This window comes from Streptomyces chattanoogensis, assembly GCF_001294335.1.
In the GTDB taxonomy this organism is placed as follows: domain Bacteria; phylum Actinomycetota; class Actinomycetes; order Streptomycetales; family Streptomycetaceae; genus Streptomyces; species Streptomyces chattanoogensis.
On the sequence record NZ_LGKG01000174.1, the window covers coordinates 139,700 to 158,591 of the forward strand.

Sequence of the window (18,892 nt, forward strand, 5' to 3'; positions counted from 1 at the left end):
CCTCCGCCACCGGCGGCGACACACGACGGCCGGGGCCCGGCGGACACCACCGCCCGCCGGGCCCCGGCCTCCTGGGCCCTGGTCCGCTCACTCCTCCGGTTTGTGCGAATCCATCCCCGGCCGTGCCTTCTTCCACAGCCCCCGGGTGAAGTCGGGAATCTCCTGCGGCGCGCCCTTCGCCTTGATCGAGAGATCGCTCAGCGGTACGGGCGCCGTCCAGGTCGCCGCGTCATAGACGTCGAAGTCCGGTACGAGACCCAGCCGCATGCACTGCATCAGCCGGAAGACCAGCAGGTAGTCCATGCCGTCGTGGCCGCCGGGCGGGTTGGGGTGGTCCTTCCAGAGCCAGTGGTCCCACTTCGCGTACTGCGCGAAGTCGCCCCATTCGTCGTTGCTCTGGTCGGGCTCGATATAGATCCGCTCGGGGTAGTCCTCGAAGACGCCCTTGGTTCCGCCGAGGCTGTTGATCCGGCTGTAGGGGTGCGGAGTGGAGACATCGTGCTCCAGCCGGATCACCCGGCCCTTGGCGGTCTGGACGAGGCTGATCGTCCGGTCGCTCTCGATGTACGACTCGTTCCAGCTGGGATCGCCGGGCGGCATGTGCTCCTTGCGGTACGCGGCCAGTCCCAGCGCGGGGGTGCCGAAGCTGGAGATGCGCACGGCCCGGTCGCCGCGGTTGATGTCCATGTAGTTGGCCACCGGGCCGAAGCCGTGGTTGGGGTAGAGATCTCCGCGCAGCCGGGTGTGCCAGAGCCGGCGCCAGGGCCCCTCGTAGTACTTCGGGTCGAACATCAAACCGCGCAGATCGTGGTTGTAGGCGCCCGCGCCGTGCAGCAGATCGCCGAACAGTCCCGCGTGCGCCATCCGCAGCACCCGCAACTCGTTTCTGCCGTAACAGCAGTTCTCCAGCTGCATGCAGTGTCTGCGGGTTTTCTCGGAGAGATCCACGAGTTCCCACAGCTGCTCCAGGCGGAGGGAGAGCGGACACTCCACGCCGACATGCTTGCCGTTGAGCATCGCGGTCTTCGCCATCTCGAAGTGCCAGTCCCAGGGGGTGGCCGCGTAGACGAAATCGATGTCGCCGCGCTTGCAGAGGTTCTCGAAATCGTGGTCGCCGTTCGCGTAGACGGCGGGTGCGGGCTGCCCCGCGTCGGTGACCTTCTTGGCGGCCTTGGCGGTCTTTTCCTTCACCGGGTCGCACAGCGCGACGACACGTACGCCGGGCATCGCGAGAAAGAGGTCGATCATGCTGCCGCCGCGGTTGCCGAGGCCGACGATCCCGACGCGTACGGTGCTGCGCCGTTCGAACGGCACCCCGATCATGGTCTTGCCCTTGGCCTCGGGGGCTGCGGCGGCGGTCGCGGTACCGGCGGCGTTCGGTGTCGCCGCCGCGGCGCTGCCCGCCGTGAGCCCGCCGAGGCCCAGCCCGGCGCCCGCCGCACCGGCCGTCCACAGGACCGAACGCCGGCTCGGGCCCGCCTCGTCGTGCTCATGGTTCTGCTGTGGTGACTCGTTCATTGGTCCTCCTAAGCAGCGGCGCGGATGGTGCGTGGGGCATGCGTGAACCTCGGTCAGGACCTTGGCGGTTGGGCCGCCTGAGGCACAAGAGGGCAAGTTGGACTCTTGACGTGGGGCGCTTGGACTCTTTGCCGCGCCACCCGACGCGCTCCCGTCAGCATCTTTCGCAACTTACTGAAATCACTTGCGGAAAGCCTTGACGTGTTCACGAGATGAACGGCAGGCTCCGTACGAAATCCCCCCACGGCGGCCTGGCGCGTGGCTGCTCTCAAGGGTGCGGTGTGCCCTGCCGTGCCCGATGACGAAGGAGCCGCAAGATGCAGCATCGTTCCCGTGTGCTGGGCGGGTCGCTGGCCGGCGTGCTGGCCGCGGCCGGCCTGGCCACCCTCGCGCCGTGGTCCTCGCAGGCCACCACACCTGGCGCAAAGACCGTCACGGCCACCCCACCTGGTGCAAAGACCGTCACGGCCACCATGTTCGAGCGGAAGTACGCCGATGTCGCCACGGCCTGCACCGACCAGCTGGGCCCGGCCGGCTACGGCTATGTCGAGGTCTCGCCCGCCTCCGAGCACATCCAGGGCGGCCAGTGGTGGACCTCGTACCAGCCCGTCAGCTACAAGATCGCCGGACGGCTGGGCGACCGGGACGCCTTCGCCGCCATGGTGAAAGCCTGTCATGGCGCGGGTGTGAAGGTGATTGCGGACGCCGTCATCAACCACATGGCGGCCGGATCCGGTACGGGCACCGGCGGCACGCAGTACACCAAGTACAACTACCCCGGCTTCTACCAGGACCAGGACTTCCACGGCTGCCGCAAGAGCATCTCCGACTACACCAACCGCGACGACGTCCAGAACTGCGAACTGGTGGGCCTGGCCGACCTCGACACGGGCAGCGACTACGTCCGTACCACCATCGCCAAGTACCTCGACGGCCTGCGGTCGCTGGGCGTCGACGGCTTCCGGATCGACGCCGCCAAGCACATCTCCGCCACCGACGTCGCCGCCATCAAGGGCAAGATGAGCGACCCCGGTTACTGGGTGCAGGAGGTCATCTACGGCGCCGGCGAGGCGGTCCGGCCCGATGAGTACACCGGCACCGGCGACGTCGACGAATTCCGTTACGGCGCCCACCTCAAGAGCGCCTTCCAGGGCGGCAACCTCGCCCAGCTCAAGTCCGTGGCGGACGGCAAGCTCGGCAGCGACAAGGCCCGCACCTTCATCGACAACTGGGACACCGAACGCAACGGCTCCACGCTCACCTACAAGGACGGCGCGGCCTACACCCTCGCCAACGTCTTCATGCTCGCCTCGCCGTACGGCTCCCCGAACGTCTACTCCGGCTACGAGTGGACCGACAAGGACGCGGGACCGCCCAGCGGCACCGGCGGCTGGACCGGCGAGCACGCCAAGCGGGAGATCACCGGCATGGTCGGCTTCCGCAACGCGGTGGGCTCCGCCGAGCTGACCGACTGGTGGGACAACGGCGGCAGCGCCCTTGCCTTCGCCCGGAACGGCAAGGGATTCGTCGCCCTCAACAACGGCGACGGCGAAGTCAGCCAGACCTTCGCCACGTCGCTGCCCGCCGGCACCTACTGCAACGTCACCAAGGCCGCGCCGCAGAGCTGCGACGGCAACACCGTCACCGTCGGCGACGACGGCAAGGCGAAGCTCACCGTCCCGGCCAGGAGCGCCGTCGCGCTGCACATCGGCGCCAAGAGCTGACCCGGGCACGCCCTCCGGACGGGCGGGCCGTCCACGGGCGGGCCGCCCCCGCAGGCGTCAGCACGGCCGGGTGGCCCGCTCCAGCTCCATCAGCACCGAGTGGTACCCCCGCCCGCCGGTCGCATGATCCATCCCCACCTCACACATCCGGTTCGCCGACACATGCACGGCGAACTCCCGCGCCGTGACCTCGGCCGCCTCCTTCGCCGTCGCCGACTCCGTCAGCTCCCTGTGCAGCATCCCCCGGTCGCCCGCGAACGCGCAGCAGCCCACGTCGTCCGGTACCACGACCTCCCGCGCACACGCCTCGGCGACCGTCCGCAGCTGCGCCTCGTCCCCCAAGTGCCGCATGGAACAGGCGGGATGGAGCACCGCGGAGTCGACGGTGCGCAGGATCTCCAGATGCGGCAGCAGCTCCTCCGCGGCCCACACGACCGAGTCGACGACGGTCAGTCCGGCATGCAGCGCGCGGTTGTCCGGCGTCAGATACGGCACGACCTCGTGGGCGAGGCCGAGCGTGCAGGAGGACGCGTCCACGATCAGCGGCAGCCGCCCGCCGGCCGTCCAGCCCCAGGCCGCCGCCACGATGCGGTTGGCCATGATCCGGTTGCCGTCTTCGTACCCCTTGGAGTGCCAGATGGTGGCGCAGCACGTACCGGTCACATCCGGCGGGATCCAGACCGGGCGGCCCGCCCGCCGGGACACCGCCACCACCGCCTCGGGCAGTGACGGGCCGCGGTCTCCGGCAGGTCCGCCGAAGATGCGGTTCACGCAGGCGGGGTAGTAGACGGCGACCGCCCCGGCCTTGCGGGTGCGGGGCAGCGTGCGGGCCGCCGCGCCCGGGAGGTGCGGCAGCCACTCGGGCACCAGATCGGGGCGGACGGCCCGGCGGGCGGCGCGGGTCACCGAGGACAGCAGCCGGTCGCCGATCCGGTCACCGGCCGCCACCGCCAGCCGCGCCGACCGTTCCACGGCCCGGAAGTGCAGGGCGCACTGCGCGGCCGTCCACTCCTCGCGCCGCGAGTGCCGGCGGTGCCGGAAGTCCCGCATCATCGCCCCGGTGTCGATGCCCACCGGACAGGCCAGTCCGCAGGTCGAGTCACCCGCGCAGGTGTCCACCGCGGCATAGCCGTACGACGCCAGCAGCTCGTCGGTGACCGGCGATCCGGACGGCTGGCGCATCATCTCGCGGCGCAGCACGATCCGTTGACGGGGCGTGGTCGTCAGGTCCTTGCTGGGGCAGGTGGGTTCGCAGAAGCCGCACTCGATACAGGGGTCGGCGACCGCCTCCACCTCGGGGATGGTCTTCAGCCCCCGCAGATGCCCTTCCGGGTCGCGGTCGAGCAGGATGCGCGGCGCGAGAATGCCGTGCGGGTCGACGGTCTCCTTGATCCGCCACATCAACTCCGTTGCGCGCGGCCCCCATTCGAGCTCCAGGAACGGAGCGATGTTCCGCCCGGTCGCATGCTCCGCCTTCAGCGAGCCGTCGAAGCGCTGGACGGCCATCCGGCAGAACTCGTCCATGAAGGACGCATAGCGCGCCACATCCCCGGGCTTCGCCGCGTCGAAGGCCAGCAGGAAATGCAGATTGCCGTGGGCGGCGTGCCCGGCGACCGCCGCGTCGAATCCGTGCCGGGCCTGGAGATCCAGCAGCGCGGCACAGGCGTCGGCCAGCCGGGACGGCGGCACCGCGAAGTCCTCCGTGATCAGCGTCGTGCCGGCCGGCCGGGAGCCGCCCACCGCCGTGACAAACGCCTTACGGGCCTTCCAGTAGCCGCCGATGGTGCCCGCGTCCCGGGTGAAGGCATTGGTGACGGACGCCACCGGCGCGACCAGCTCCAGCCCGTCCAGTACCCGTGCGGCGGCCGCCTCGTACGCCGTCTGCGCGGGCTCGTCCGGCGCCCGGAACTCCACCAGCAGCGCCGTGGTCTCCTTCGGCAGCTCCGCCCAGTCGGCCGGTACCCCGGCCACCCGCACCGAGGCCCGCAGCGTGTTGCCGTCCATCAGCTCCACGGCCCGCGCGCCCGCCGCGTTGAAGCCCGGTACGGCCGCGGCCGCGGCGCGCAGCGTCGGGAAGAACAGCAGCGCGCTGGTGGTGTACCGGTCCAGCGGCAGGGTGTCGAAGACGGTCTCGGCGATGAAGCCCAGGGTGCCCTCGGAACCGACCATCAGGCCGCGCAGGATCTCCACCGGTGTGGCGCCGTCGAGGAAGGCGTCCAGGCGGTAGCCGTTGGTGTTCTTGATCTCGTATTTGGCGCGGATCCTGGCCACCAGCTCCGCATCCGCCTCGATCTCGGACTTCAGCGCCAGCAGCCCGGCGCACAGCGCGGGCTCGGCACGCGCCAGCTCGGCGTCGGCGTCCGGGTCCGCGGTGTCCACGAGGGTGCCCGACGGGAGGACGACGGTGACCGAGGACAGCGTCCGGTAGGAGTTGCGGGTGGTGCCGGCCGTCATTCCCGAGGAGTTGTTGGCGACCACCCCGCCCAGCGTGCAGGCGATCGCACTGGCCGGATCGGGGCCGAGCAGCCGGCCGTGGCGGGCGAGGGCGGTGTTGGCGCGCAGCACCGTCGTCCCCGGGCGGATGCGGGCGCGGGCGCCGTCGTCCAGCACCTCGATCCCGGTCCAGTGGCGGCGTACGTCCACCAGGATGTCCTCGCCCTGTGCCTGCCCGTTGAGCGACGTTCCGGCGGCCCGGAAGACGACATTGCGGCCCTTGCCATGGGCGTAGGAGAAGACGGCGGAGATGTCGTCGATGTCCTCGGCGAGGACCACCACCTGCGGTACGAAGCGGTAGGGGCTGGCGTCCGAGGCGTAGCGGACCAGGTCGGAGACCGTGTGCAGCACCTTGTCCGGGCCGAGCAGCGCAACGAGATCGCCGCGCAGCGGCTCGGGGGTGCCGGCGGCGCGGCGGTCGGGTACCCGGTCGGGCGCCGGGCCCGTGGTGGCGGTGGGCCGAAGGGCCTGGGGCTTGGGCTCCAGCAGGGGCATGGGCACTCCTTCGGTGACTGTCCGTCAGGTCAGCGCCGTTCACCCGGCCCGTCGACCAGAGTGGACAGCAGACCGCCGAGCACCTCGCGCTGGTCGGCGGTGAGTGGAGCCAGGATCTCCTCCGCCGCGGCGCGGCGTGCACTGCGCAACGCGTGCAGCGTGGACCGGCCGGTGTCGGTGAGCTCGATCCGTACCACCCGGCGATTGGCGGGATCGGGCACCCGGCGGACCGCGCCGTTCGCCTCCAGCGCGTCCACCAGGGTGGTCACCGCCCGGGGCACGACCTCCAGCCGCTCGGCGAGGTCGGCCATCCGGGGCGGGGTGTCGCGGCAGTGGCCCACGATCCGCAGCAGCCGGGACTGCGCGGGGGTGAAGGCGATGTCCAGGTGCGCCATATGGCGCTTCTGGGCGCGTTGCATCCGGCGGGTCAGCCGTACCAGCTGCTCGGGGAGGTTGGTGGCGACCGTCGGCTCAGGGGTGGGCATGTCCCGAGGGTAGCAGGACCTTGTTCATTGTGAGCTTAGGTAACAATGAGCTAAGCTCCATAAAGTTCCGTGCCGAAGTCCGTACTCCCGAACCCCTCGTAGGAGCCCATGCGCCGCGACGAACCCGAATGGACCCCACCGCCCAAGGACCCCGACGCGCCGGTCCAGCTGCGGCGGATCCTCACCCTTTTCCGCCCCTACCGCGGCCGGCTGGCCCTGGTCGGCCTGCTGGTCGGCGCCTCGTCCCTCGTCTCGGTCGCCTCGCCGTTCCTCCTCCGCGAGATCCTCGACGTCGCGATACCCGGCCGCCGCACCGGACTGCTCACCCTCCTCGCCCTGGGCATGATCGCCACGGCCGTCACCACCAGCGTCTTCGGCGTCCTGCAGACGCTGCTCTCCACGACCGTCGGCCAGCGCGTCATGCACGACCTGCGCACCGCCGTCTACGCCAAGCTCCAGCGGATGCCGCTGGCGTTCTTCACGCGCACCCGCACCGGCGAGGTGCAGTCCCGGATCGCCAATGACATCGGCGGTATGCAGGCGACGGTCACCTCCACCGCGACCTCCCTGGTCTCCAACCTGACCTCGGTGGTCGCCACCGTCGTCGCCATGATCGCCCTCGACTGGCGCCTGACCGTCGTCTCGCTCCTCCTGCTGCCGGTCTTCGTCTGGATCAGCCGCCGGGTCGGCAACGAACGCAAGAAGATCACCGCCCAGCGGCAGAAGCAGATGGCGTCGATGTCCGCGATGGTCACCGAATCGCTGTCCGTCAGCGGCATCCTGCTCGGCCGCACCATGGGCCGCGCCGACTCCCTGACCCGGAACTTCGCCGACGAGTCCGAGCGCCTGGTCGACCTCGAGGTCCGCGCCAACATGGCCGGCCGCTGGCGGATGGCGACCATCGGCATCGTCATGGCCGCCATGCCCGCGCTGATCTACTGGGCGGCGGGCCTCGTCCTCCAGCTCGGCGGCCCGAACTTCTCCATCGGCACCCTGGTCGCCTTCGTCTCGCTCCAGCAGGGCCTGCTCCGGCCCACCGTCTCGCTGCTGTCCACCGGTGTGCAGATGCAGACCTCCCTGGCCCTCTTCCAGCGCATCTTCGAATACCTCGACCTCCCGGTCGCCATCACCGAACCCGCCGAGCCGATACGCCTCCCCGCTCCGCGCGGCGAGGTCCGCTTCGAGAAGGTGACGTTCGCCTACGACCCCGAGGCGGCCCCCACCCTCCAGGGCATCGACCTCACCATTCCCGCCGGCGGCAGCCTCGCCGTCGTCGGCCCGACGGGCAGCGGCAAGAGCACCCTGAGCTATCTGGTGCCCCGCCTCTACGACGTGACCGAGGGCCGGGTCACCCTGGACGGCGAGGACGTCCGCGACCTCGCCTTCGACACCCTCGCGCGCTCGGTCGGCGTGGTCTCCCAGGAGACGTACCTCTTCCACGCCTCGGTCGCCGACAATCTCCGCTTCGCCAAACCCGATGCCACCGACGACGAAATAGAGCGCGCCGCCAGGGCCGCCCAGATCCACGACCACATAGCGGCCCTCCCCGACGGCTACGACACCCTCGTCGGCGAACGCGGCTACCGCTTCTCCGGCGGTGAGAAACAGCGCCTCGCCCTCGCCCGTACGATCCTGCGCGATCCGCCGGTACTCGTCCTCGACGAGGCCACCAGCGCCCTGGACACCCGTACCGAGCACGCCGTCCAGCAGGCCATCGACGCACTGTCCGAGGGCCGCACCACCCTCACCATCGCGCACCGCCTCTCCACCGTCCGCGACGCCGACCAGATCGTCGTCCTGGACGCCGGCCGGATCGCCGAACGCGGCACCCACGACGAACTGCTTGCCGCCGACGGACGCTATGCCGCCCTGGTACGGCGCGACGCCCACCGGGCGCCGGACGACTCCCGGCCCGACGGGCGTGACGCACACCTCACCCCGGCCGCCGATCAGATGATGACCGCTAAGTGACCGGCGGGTAAGGTCGGTGGCGCGGCGGCCAGTTCCATGGTCGGGGCGGCCGCCGCGCCTCCTCGTCGGTCCGGCGGGCGCTCTCCGGCACACGGGCCACGGCTGCCCTCAGATCTGCCGCAGCGCCCCGCCGTCCACCGCCCACTCCGCCCCGGTCACCTGCCCGGCCAGCGGCGAGAGCAGATACGCGACGATCCGGGCGACATCCTCCGGCGTGCCGATCCGCCCGCTGGGCAGCTTGCGCTCCTCCTTCACGAAGCGCCGCATCGCCGCCTCCGCGGTCACCCCGAACCGCGCGGCCAGCTGGTCCGCGAAACCGCCCGGCGCATCCCACAGCGCGGTCCGGGTCGGGCCGGGGGAGACGACATTGGAGCGGACGCCGCGAGGCCCGAACTCCGCTGCCAGGGTCTTGTTCACCGACAGCACCGCCGTCTTGGACGCCGCATAGTCCACCGCCACCACGTCCGGGAAGCGGGCCGCCTCGCTCGCGATGTGCACCAGTGCGCCCGTGCCCCGTTCGAGCAGCGCGGGCAGCGCGGCCCGGGTCATCCGGACCAGGGAATGGAAGTTGAGGTCGAAGGTGGCCCGCCACTCCTCGTCCGACACCTCCAGGAAGCCGCTGCGCGCCGTCAGCCCGCCGACATTGTTGACCAGCCCGTCGAGCCGGCCGTGCCGCTCCAGCGTGGCCGTCACGATCCGCTCGGCGGCGGCCGGGTCCGTGAGGTCGGCCGTGACCGAGCCGATCCGCCCGCCCGGCCCGGCCGCTGCGACCGGTCCCCGGGCCACGCCGACGACCGTGGCGCCCTCCTCGGCGAGCAGCTCGACCGTCGCCTCACCGATCCCGGCGGACGCACCGGTGACGATGAAGACCTTGTCGCGGAGGTGGAGGTCCATGAAGTAAGTCCCCTTTGCGGTGTGTTTGTGGTGTGCGCAGGACAGCTCAGAGGGTCGTGAGGTCGAGGGCCGCGGCCATCACCCGGTACCCCTCGTCGTTCGGATGCTTGTGGTCGCCGCTGTCGTACGCGGGCGCCAGCGCGTCCGGGTCCGCCGGGTCGGCGAGCGCCGTGGCGAAGTCGACGACCGCGTCGAACTCGCCCGCATCCCGCATCCAGGCATTGACCTCCCGCCGCTTCGCCTCGGCCACCGGCGTGTGGTACTCGGCCGCCTTGAACGGCAGGACCGTCCCACCGATGATCCTGACCCCCGCCGCCCGCGCCTGCGCGATGACATTCCGGTAGCCCGCGACGAGGTCGGCGGCGGAGTTGTCCGGGGCGGGCTTGTACGTCGGCAGATCGACCTCGCTGAACCCGATGTCGTTGAGGCCGACCAGCACAACCACGGAGCGCACACCCGGCTGGTCCAGCACATCGCGCCGGAACCGGCCGCCGGCCCGCTCCCCGAACCACGCCGAGTCGTTGAGCAGCAGATTCCCGCCGATGCCCTGGTTCAGTACGGGCCGCGGCGTCCCCTCGGCGGCCAGCCGCTCCGCCAGCGCGTCCGAGTAGCGCCGGTCGGCGTCGGTGGTCGAGCCGAATCCGTCGGTGATCGAATCGCCGAACACCACCACCGCGTCCCGCCGCGCCGGGCCGCCGTCCGCCAGCTCGACCGCGGCGAGGTAGTACCAGGACACGGTCGTCTCGCCGAACACCGCCGGGTCGGCGGCCGCGAGCTGTTCGCCGGCGGCGCGGTAGGCGGTGGCCCACGCCTGGGCGTGGAAGGTGGCCGGGCCGGTCGGCCGGGCGAAGTACAGCGACACCGTCAGCGAGGTGAACGGCGCCACACTCAGCTCCGCGGCATCGCTGTGGACCTCACCGCCCGCCGGGACCACGACCGTCGGCTCTCCGCCGAAGGTGAGCGTCCGGACCGTCCCGGCCTCCACCGCCGCCCCCTCGCCCGTACGCGCGAGGGTGGCCCCGGCCACCTCCAGCGGGGCGGCCCCGTACCGGTTGGAGATCCTGATCCGGGCCGCGGTGCCCGAGCCCGTGACCCGCACGGTCTGACGTACGGTCTGGTCGGCGAAGCCCTCCTCGGCCCAGTTCTTGTGGAAACCGATGCTGGGACGCTGCATGGCGGCGGTCCAACCGGCGTTCCATATAAGGGAGTTGACGGGCGAGTTGCCAACGGAGTTGCCAAGGGAGTTGCTGTGCATGACGGCTGCTGCCTCTCTGCTTCTGATCCTGCCTGGTGGCGATGGCAGAGAGTCTTCCGGCCGGTGCGAGGGCTACCCAGACCTCTGATCTTGGTACGCAGTGGGTGCGTACCACTGGGAGGGTCACCCTCGCGCCGGCCGCCGGTTCGGCCGCCCCTCGCACACCACTGCATCGCACGGGGCTGCGGCGACCGGTCCCCCGAAAAGGACGCGCCGGTACGGTGGACGTCCACTCGGGCCAGGAGCCCGTCCCTTGGATTGCGAGATGTCTGATGAATCAGCCCGCAGCCCACACCTACCTGGCCGCGGCCGTGGTGGTGTACAACGCGCGCGTGTTGATCGTGCGCCGCAGCTACAGCGAACGCTTTCTGCCCGGTGCCTGGGGCGTACCGTGCGGAAAGCTGGAGCTCGGGGAGTCCGCCGCGAGCGGGGCCCTGCGGGAGCTGAAGGAGGAGACCGGACTCCTCGGCGCCATCGTCGCGCACACCGGATCGTCCAGCTTCCTGAGTGACTATCAGGGGCGTCGCGTCCGTAACCACCAGGAGAACTTCGCCGTCCGTCCGCTGACCCTGGACGTCGTGCTGCCCAGCGCGGACCAGGCCTACCTCTGGGCCCGGCCCGCCGAGCTGGCCGGGATCGGGGTGGACGCGTACAACCTGGACGTGATCCGGCAGGCCCTCGGCGGCCGGCTGGACGCGACCGGGCTCCGCACCTCCACGGCGGCCGGTTCCCTGCGCTACGCGCCGGCCGCGGTCAGCAGCCCAAAGACCGTGCCAGTGCGTCGAGTTCAGCGAGATAGGCGGCCGGCGGCAGTGGAGTCTTGGGCGGCGGATCCGGCCGTCCGGCGCCGCCGCCGTTCCTGACGGGGGCATCGGTTCTGACGTAGACGTCCGTCACCGTGCGCTGTGCGGCGGTCTCCAGGAACAGCGTCACGGTCGGCTCCTCGCTCACCACGCGGTGCAGCGCCCGGGCGTCCAGACCGTAGCTGCTCCCGGCGGCGTAGCGCTCGTCGCGCACCAGCCGCAGCCGCGCCTCCCCGACCCGGCGCAGCCGCCAGGCCCCGCCGGGACCGTCGATGGTCTCGCGGTAGGCGATCGCGGGCACCCCGGCCCCGGGCGCGGCGGTCCCGGGGGCGGCGGTCCGGGGCGCGGCGTCCGTCACCCGTTCGTCCGCGACGGGTTCGTAGCACTCCATACGGACCCGGCCGCGCACCACCGCCGAGGCGATCGCACAGCGGTGGTTGTGGATGTCCTCCGGAGCCGGGGCGGTCCCGCCGTGCCAGAAGTGCACCCGCAGCATGTAGCGCGGGGCGCCGCCGAGCAGCAACAGCTTGTCGAAGCCCAGCACATGGCGGTAGGAGAGCCGGGTGCAGCCGGCGAGGTCGTGGTCGCCCGCGGATAATCGGCGCACCAGCGGGCCGAGCGTGTCCGGGCGGGCCAGCCGGGCGATCGCCTCCCGCGCCGCCTCGGGCGACGGCGGCCGCGGTCCGCCGCCCAGCCGGTCCGCCAGCAGCCGCCGGACCTCCTCGACCTGCATGCCTGCCTCCCGTTCCCGGCGCCGCCGGTCCCCGGCGTGCCCCGCGCACCCGCACCGGCCGCCCTCGCCGTCCTCACGGCCGGTGGACCATCAGCGCATGGCGGCGCAGCACCGACAGACCCTGATACGCCATCCACACGGGGTGCCCCATGGGCCCGTCGTCCCATCGCCACACCCCGCCCTGCTGCATACCGGACACCCGCTCCACGGCGGCGGTCAGCTGCGCCTCCCACGCCGTCGGACCGGCGCCGTCCGCCGCCGTCCGCCGCGCCCCGTCGGTCATCAGCGCACGGGCCACCCAGGCCGACGCGAAATGCCGTACCGACAACAGCTCCTGATGCAGCGGATCCTCCCGCCCCGGCCGCCGCACATCCTCCTGGCAGTTCTCCAGATCCGCAGCGCCGCCCGCCAGCAGCCAGCGCAGCCCCTCCTCGCGCACCGCGCGCTGCCGCTCGTCCTCGCCCAGCACCTGCGCCGCCCGGTCCAGCGCCACCACCGCCCGCGCGGTGTGCACCGCGGAGGGTGCGGGGTTGCCGCGCCCGGTGGCCAGCGCCGCGCCCCAGCAGCGGTGATTGCCGCGTACGGGGTCGGCCGTGGCGCCGTTGACCAGCACCTCGCGCAGCCCCTCCAGCGCTGCCGAACCCGGCGCGGCCCGCAGCAGCCCGCGCAGCACATTCGTCACGACATAGGTGTTGGCCAGCCCCGGCGCATCGTGCTCCGGGTCCAACAGCGCCTCACAGGAACGGACTTCGGACTGCAGCAGCCGGGGATCGGCCCCGGCCCGCGCCAGCGCGCCCAGCACGATCGCGCTCACCTCGGGGCGCGCCCCGCTGCCCTGCGACCGCGCGGCCCAGCCGCCGCCGGGCAGCCGCAGCCGCCACAGCGTCTCGGCGACCTCCCCGACCCGTATGCGGCCGTCGAGCGGCGCGATGTCCAGCAGGAGATGCAGGCCGTAAGCCGTACCGAACGCCGTCGGGTGCACCGGCGGATCGCTCTCCGCCAGGGAGTGCGGCCATCCGGTCAGCGGCCCGCGGCCGGGCACCTCGATCACCGAAAGGCCGCGCCGCAGCGCCGCGTACGCGCCGTCCATCAGCTCCGGCAGCGGACCGACCCGCGACGGCGCGACGGCGGGGACCCGGGGCCGCGATCCGGCGCCGCCGCGGGCATGCACCAGAGCGGCCGCGAGCCAGACCACCGCGCCGACCCCGGCCCCGGCCGTCGCGGCCACGCAATACCGCGCCACCTCGCCCGCCAGGCTCTCCGGCAGAATCCCCAGCAGCGCCTGGAACACCGCGAACGCGGCGGCCGGTGCGCCCAGCCGGCCGAGCCAGGTGAGCAGCCGGGAGGGCGCGGCAGCGAGCGGACCCGAGGGCGATGCCGCGCCGGGATCCGGCGCGGGCGCGCCGCCGCCCGCGCGGGACGTCTGTGGCCGTAGGCGCTGCCGCAGCATCATCTGCTCCCTCCCCCCGGACGGCGCAACCCCGCACCGCATGCGCGGACATGGCATCCCGATCACTCTAAAAGTCCCCACTGACAGTGGGGTCGCACACCTGTCCAGGGTCACCGGCAACCCCGCGCCCTGCCCGAGGACTCAGCCCGCCCCCGCACCGCCCGCCAGCAGGATCACCTCCAGCGTCCGCGGGCCGTGCACCCCCTCGACCCGGTCGAGCTCGATATCGCTGGTCGCGGACGGTCCGGAGATCCAGGTCAGCGGGCGGCCCGGGGACAGCCGCGGCAGCGCCTCGGGCACCGAGCCGACGACCTGGTCCGGGACGCGGACCACACACAGGTGATGGTCGGGAATGAGAGTGATCCGGCGTCTGCCCTGGTCGGGCCCGGCGTCCAGGACGATCGTGCCGGTCTCCGCAAGCGCCAGCGCGCAGCCGGTCACCACACTGTCCACGGCGTCCAGTTCATGCGGCGTACTCGAGGCACGGTCCTCGACGAGGCGGACATCGGCGGCGGCCGTCCAGGACCTCTCCAGCCCCGGTGGCACCACCACCGTCCGCGCCCCGCGCTCCGCCAGCAGCCGGCCGATCAGCGCCGGCAGCCCCTCCGCGTCGCTGCGGTGCACGATCGCCCGGTAGTCCGCGAGGTTCCCGGCGAGCAGATCGACGGTCTCCGCGGTCGTCCGCGAGCCGTGCACCCGCCGGTAGTCGCGCACGACCGGCGGACCGCCCGGCCCCTCGCCGCCCGGCACATCCGCCAGCGCCCGCCGTACCCTCCCCAGCACCACATCCCGGCCGCTCACTTCTCGTCCCCTGCCTGCTTCGCCGGCACACTGCCGGTGCCGCGGGTGCGCTGCCACCAGTCGCGGAAGGACTCGGCCGGTACCGCCGGCAGATCACGGGTGTCCGACCACGCACGCCCCGGCCCCGGCAGCCGCCTTGGATGGAGCTTTCGGGTACGGGCCGCGAACCGCATTCCGGCTCGCAGCACCCCCGGGTGCCCCAGGACCCAGCCCGCCGCACGCATCGCGGCCCGCTCCGCCGCATGCCCCCTGGCAGGCCTGAGGACCGTACGCGCCCCGCCCCGGGTGACCGGACCCCCCTCCACCACCCGCTCCCGCAGATGCACCAGCACCTCGGGAATGTCGATCGCCACCGGACACACCTCGTAGCAGGCCCCGCACAACGACGACGCGTAGGGCAGAGAAGCCTCCAACGTGCCCTCCACGCCCCGCAGTTGGGGCGTGATGATGGCGCCGATCGGCCCGGGATAGGGCGAGCCGTACGCATGCCCGCCGGCCCGCTCGTACACCGGGCAGACATTCAGACATGCCGAGCAGCGGATGCAGCGCAGCGCCTGCCGCCCGACGGTGTCGGCGAGGGTGTCCGTCCGTCCGTTGTCGAGGAGGACGAGGTGGAAGGACTCCGGGCCGTCGCCGTCCGTGGTGCCCGTCCAGGTGGAGGTGTACGGATTCATCCGCTCGGCCGTGGACGAGCGGGGCAGCAGCTGGAGGAAGATCTCCAGGTCCTGCCAGGTGGGCACCACCTTCTCGATGCCGACGACGGAGATCAGCGTCTGAGGCAGCGTCAGGCACATCCGCCCGTTGCCCTCGGACTCCACGACCACCAGCGTCCCGGTCTCGGCGACCATGAAGTTGGCACCGGAGATCCCGACCTTCGCGGACAGGAACTTCTCCCGCAGATGCCGCCGCGCCGCCTCCGCCAGCTCGGCGGGGGAGTCGGACAGGTCGTCGGGAGCCGGACGTCCCCAATTGCCCATCTCGCGGCGGAAGATGTCACGGATCTCGGCGCGGTTGCGATGGATCGCCGGCACCAGGATGTGCGAGGGCAGATCATCGCCGAGCTGCACGATCAGCTCCGCCAGATCCGTCTCGTACGCCCGGATCCCGGCCTCGGCCAGCGCCTCGTTGAGCCCGATCTCCTGGGTCGCCATCGACTTGACCTTGACGACCTCGTGCTCACCGGTCTCCCGCACCAGCGCGGTGACGATCCGGTTGGCCTCCTTGGCGTCCGCCGCCCAGTGGACGTGCCCGCCCGCGGCGGTGACCGCCGCCTCCAACTGCTCCAGATAGTGGTCGAGATGGCGCAGCGTACGGTCCTTGACGGCGGCGCCCGCGGCCCGCAGCTGCGCCCAGTCGTCCAGCTCGGCGACCGCCCTGGCCCGCTTGTCGCGGATGGTGCGGGTGGCATGGGCGAGATTGGCGCGCAGCCGGCTGTCCCGGGTGGAGACGGCCGCGGCCTTGGGGAAGGCCGGCATGCCCAGGTAGGTACCGCTCACCACACGCTCCCTTCCGTGCTGGCCAGGATCTCGGCGATATGGACCGGGCGGACCGTCGAGCCCTGCCGGGTGAGGGTGCCGCCGATGTGCAGCAGACAGGAGTTGTCGACGGTGCAGACCGCCTCGGCGCCGGTCCCGATCACCTGCCGGACCTTGTCGGCTCCCATCGCCGCCGAGACCGCCGGGTTCTTCACCGCGAAGGTGCCGCCGAAACCGCAGCACTCCTCGGCGCCCGGCAGCTCCCGCAGCTCCAGCCCCCTGACGTGGGAGAGGAGCCGCCGCGGCCGGTCGCCCAGGCCCAGCATCCGCAGACCGTGGCAGGTGGGGTGGTAGGTGACGGTGTGCGGATAGTAGGCGCCGACGTCCGTCACCTCGAGCACGTCCACCAGGAACTCGGTCAGCTCGTACGTCTTGGGCACCGCGAGCGCCGCCGCGTCCGCGAGCTCCCGGCCGCGCCCCTCGGCGGCCGCCTTCGCCCCGATCCGCGGGTAGTTGTCGCGCACCATCGCCGCGCACGAACCGGACGGGGTGACCACGTACGCGTAATCCCGGAACGCCCGGTCGAAGCGGCGCACCAGCGGTTCGGCCGCATGCCGGTAGCCGGTGTTGAACTGGGGCTGTCCGCAGCAGCTCTGCGCGGCGGGGAAGTCGACCGCCACTCCCAGGCGTTCCAGCAGGGTGACCACCGCCCGCCCGGTCCGCGGATGGAGCAGATCGTTGATACAGGTGACGAACAGTGCTACGCGCACGTTGCCATCTCCTTTCGGCCGCGCCGCCCCCCTGGCGGCCGTCCGCCTCCGCGGTACATGATCACCTGGCGCCTCATCCTGCCCCAGCAAGCAGGCCCAGGAGAAGAACCGGGAGCTACGGACCATGTCGAGTGCCGAATTCATCACCGAGGACCGGGCGCCCGACGGTGCCCGTCCGCCCTCCCGGCTGCGTCAGCTGGCCGCAGCCTCCGTGGGCAATGCCGTCGAGTGGTACGACTGGTACGCCTACTCCTTCCTGGCGGCCTACTTCGCCGACCAGGTCTTCCCGAAGGCCGCCGGCAACTCGCTGGTGCCGCTGCTGTCCTCCTTCGCGGTCTTCGCGGTGGGCTTCTTCATGCGGCCGGTCGGCGGTCTGCTGATAGGCGCGGTCGCCGACCGGCGCGGCCGGCGGACCGCGCTGACCTTCACCATCCTGCTGATGGGTGGCGGCAGCCTGCTGGTCGCGATCACCCCCACCTATGCGAGCGCCGGTGTGCTGGCCCCCGTCGTCCTGGTGGTGGCCCGTCTCGTACAGGGCCTGTCGGTGGGGGGCGAGTTCGCGGCCTCCACGACCTTCCTCGTCGAATCGGCCGGTCCGGGCAGACGCGGACTGTTCTCCAGCTTCCAGTACGTCTCGACCAGCATCGGCCAGCTGCTGGCCTCCGGGACCGCCGCACTGCTCGCCGGACAGCTCACCGAAGCGCAGATGGGGCAGTGGGGCTGGCGGGTGGCGTTCTTGGTGGGGGCGTTGCTGAGCCTGCTCGGGCTGTGGATCCGGCGGGGCGCACAGGAGACCCTCATCTCCGAACAGCACGAGGCCGCGCGCCCCGGCCTCTTCGAGGCGCTGCGCCGCTACCCCCGGCAGTCGCTGCTGATCTGCGGCATCACCGTCGGCGGCACCATCGCCTACTACACCTGGACGACGTATCTGCCGACCTACGCCCAGGTCAACGAGGGCTTCGACAAGGGCGATTCGCTCACCGTCGGCACCCTCTCGCTGGCGTTCTTCGCGCTGCTGCAGCCGCTGGGCGGTCTGCTCTCGGACCGGATCGGCCGCAAACCGCTGCTGCTCGGCTTCTCGCTGGGCTTCGCCGTGCTGGCGGTGCCGCTGCTGCACCTGGTCTCCGACGCCTGGGTGTCGCTCCTGCTGGTGCAGTGCGCGGGCATGGTGCTGCTGACGGGATATACGGCGATCGCCGCGGCCGTGAACGCCGAGGTGTTCCCCGCGCGGGTGCGCGCGGCCGGTATCGGCTTCCCCTACTCCGTGACCGTGGCCCTCTTCGGCGGCACCGCCCCGTACGTCGGCACCTGGTTCGCGGAGTCCGGGCACGGCGGGCTGTTCCCCTGGTACGTGGCGGTGCTGTGTCTGGTGTCGTTCGGTGTCTATCTGGTGCTGCCGGAGACGGCACGGCAGACGCTGGAGAAGTAGACCGCGGTACGCGCACAGCGCCGCCCCTCCCGGGACGGGGAGGGGCGGCGCCGTGCTACCAGGTCCGTCAGACGAGCCAGCCCAGGAAGTGGACGACGCCGGCCAGCACGTTGGTGAGGATGTTCATCTGGGTTGTTCTCCTTGAGCACGTGTGTTGTGGGACCAACTCTCCGGCCCAGCAAGGGATGTCGACCGGAGGCGCCGTAACGGTCTGCAGCCCGTCGCTTGCGCCTCGTAAGCATCGCCCAATCCAGTGCACATCTGTAACCCCTTTTGGCTTCGATCACACTTTCTAGCGAACATTCGACCTCTTGTTCGTTTGTTCGCATGAGGGTTGGGGGTTGCGTGGGTTTGCGGGATGATGTGTCCCGCTATGCCACGCCTGATCCGCCTAACGGGCCGACGGCCGGGCAAATCCTGGCATGCCTCTCGCGAATCCCGTGAGCTTTCTCATTGCCGATCTTTATTGCCGAAATGACGGGCGGCTGCCAAGCGCCCGGAATTGACGCGCAATCAGGAGATCCGGTGCCGGGACAATGACGGACATTTACCCAGCGCGGTCCGTACGGAACTCGCCGGTAGTGCCACGCTGTGTG

Annotated in this window: 14 protein-coding genes; 4 read left to right on the forward strand and 10 right to left on the reverse strand. The window is 71.5% G+C overall.

What is annotated here, in order from left to right:
- Nucleotides 1–87: 87 nt before the first annotated feature.
- A complete protein-coding gene (locus ADL29_RS33390) occupies nt 88–1,518 on the reverse strand; it encodes a Gfo/Idh/MocA family protein (RefSeq protein WP_053927276.1) in 1,431 nt (476 codons plus the stop codon).
- Nucleotides 1,519–1,835: 317 nt separating this feature from the next.
- On the opposite strand from ADL29_RS33390, the gene ADL29_RS33395 reads away from it, so the two are divergent.
- Entirely contained in the window at nt 1,836–3,242 is a 1,407-nt protein-coding gene (locus ADL29_RS33395; RefSeq protein WP_053927277.1) for an alpha-amylase, read from the forward strand.
- A gap of 57 nt (nt 3,243–3,299) precedes the next feature.
- Here the strand turns inward: ADL29_RS33395 and ADL29_RS33400 are convergent, their stop codons facing one another.
- Together ADL29_RS33400 and ADL29_RS33405 are read right to left on the reverse strand one after the other, a co-directional pair.
- Nucleotides 3,300–6,230: an FAD-binding and (Fe-S)-binding domain-containing protein gene (locus tag ADL29_RS33400; RefSeq protein WP_053927278.1), complete on the reverse strand. Its 2,931-nt coding sequence runs from the start codon at nt 6,228–6,230 to the stop codon at nt 3,300–3,302.
- 29 nt (nt 6,231–6,259) lie between these two features.
- The gene (locus ADL29_RS33405; protein ID WP_053927279.1) at nt 6,260–6,715 is read right to left on the reverse strand and encodes a MarR family winged helix-turn-helix transcriptional regulator; all 456 of its coding nucleotides are present in this window, start codon (nt 6,713–6,715) and stop codon (nt 6,260–6,262) included.
- A gap of 108 nt (nt 6,716–6,823) precedes the next feature.
- On the opposite strand from ADL29_RS33405, the gene ADL29_RS33410 reads away from it, so the two are divergent.
- Complete coding sequence (locus ADL29_RS33410) at nt 6,824–8,686, forward strand: ABC transporter ATP-binding protein (RefSeq protein WP_053927280.1); 1,863 nt, start codon at nt 6,824–6,826, stop codon at nt 8,684–8,686.
- A 108-nt stretch (nt 8,687–8,794) separates the two neighbouring features.
- On the opposite strand, the gene ADL29_RS33415 is transcribed toward ADL29_RS33410, so the two are convergent.
- Entirely contained in the window at nt 8,795–9,580 is a 786-nt protein-coding gene (locus ADL29_RS33415) for an SDR family NAD(P)-dependent oxidoreductase (protein ID WP_053927281.1), read from the reverse strand.
- Nucleotides 9,581–9,626: 46 nt separating this feature from the next.
- Nucleotides 9,627–10,835, reverse strand: a complete 1,209-nt coding sequence (locus tag ADL29_RS33420; protein ID WP_053927282.1) for an SGNH/GDSL hydrolase family protein — start codon at nt 10,833–10,835, stop codon at nt 9,627–9,629.
- 272 nt (nt 10,836–11,107) lie between these two features.
- Here ADL29_RS33420 and ADL29_RS42000 point away from each other — a divergent pair, with 272 nt between their 5' ends.
- Nucleotides 11,108–11,698: an NUDIX hydrolase gene (locus ADL29_RS42000; protein WP_078971477.1), complete on the forward strand. Its 591-nt coding sequence runs from the start codon at nt 11,108–11,110 to the stop codon at nt 11,696–11,698.
- Here ADL29_RS42000 and ADL29_RS33425 read toward each other — a convergent pair.
- The 5 genes from ADL29_RS33425 to ADL29_RS33445 form a co-directional block, all read right to left on the reverse strand.
- Complete coding sequence (locus tag ADL29_RS33425) at nt 11,589–12,371, reverse strand: hypothetical protein (protein ID WP_053927283.1); 783 nt, start codon at nt 12,369–12,371, stop codon at nt 11,589–11,591. The two genes, ADL29_RS42000 and ADL29_RS33425, sit on opposite strands and share 110 nt — an antisense overlap.
- A gap of 73 nt (nt 12,372–12,444) precedes the next feature.
- Nucleotides 12,445–13,824 carry a hypothetical protein gene (locus tag ADL29_RS45715; RefSeq protein ID WP_245689732.1) on the reverse strand — a complete coding sequence of 460 codons (1,380 nt, stop codon included), beginning with the start codon at nt 13,822–13,824 and terminating at the stop codon, nt 12,445–12,447.
- A 138-nt stretch (nt 13,825–13,962) separates the two neighbouring features.
- Complete coding sequence (locus ADL29_RS33435; RefSeq protein ID WP_053927284.1) at nt 13,963–14,622, reverse strand: LutC/YkgG family protein; 660 nt, start codon at nt 14,620–14,622, stop codon at nt 13,963–13,965.
- Nucleotides 14,619–16,118 carry a lactate utilization protein B gene (locus ADL29_RS33440; protein WP_053927312.1) on the reverse strand — a complete coding sequence of 500 codons (1,500 nt, stop codon included), beginning with the start codon at nt 16,116–16,118 and terminating at the stop codon, nt 14,619–14,621. Before ADL29_RS33440 ends, ADL29_RS33435 begins: the two co-directional genes overlap by 4 nt.
- Nucleotides 16,115–16,867, reverse strand: coding sequence for a (Fe-S)-binding protein (locus ADL29_RS33445; protein ID WP_053927285.1), 753 nt, complete (start codon nt 16,865–16,867; stop codon nt 16,115–16,117). Before ADL29_RS33445 ends, ADL29_RS33440 begins: the two co-directional genes overlap by 4 nt.
- 124 nt (nt 16,868–16,991) lie before the next feature.
- Here ADL29_RS33445 and ADL29_RS33450 point away from each other — a divergent pair, with 124 nt between their 5' ends.
- Entirely contained in the window at nt 16,992–18,296 is a 1,305-nt protein-coding gene (locus ADL29_RS33450; RefSeq protein WP_053927286.1) for an MFS transporter, read from the forward strand.
- The last annotated feature ends 596 nt before the right edge of the window (nt 18,297–18,892 follow it).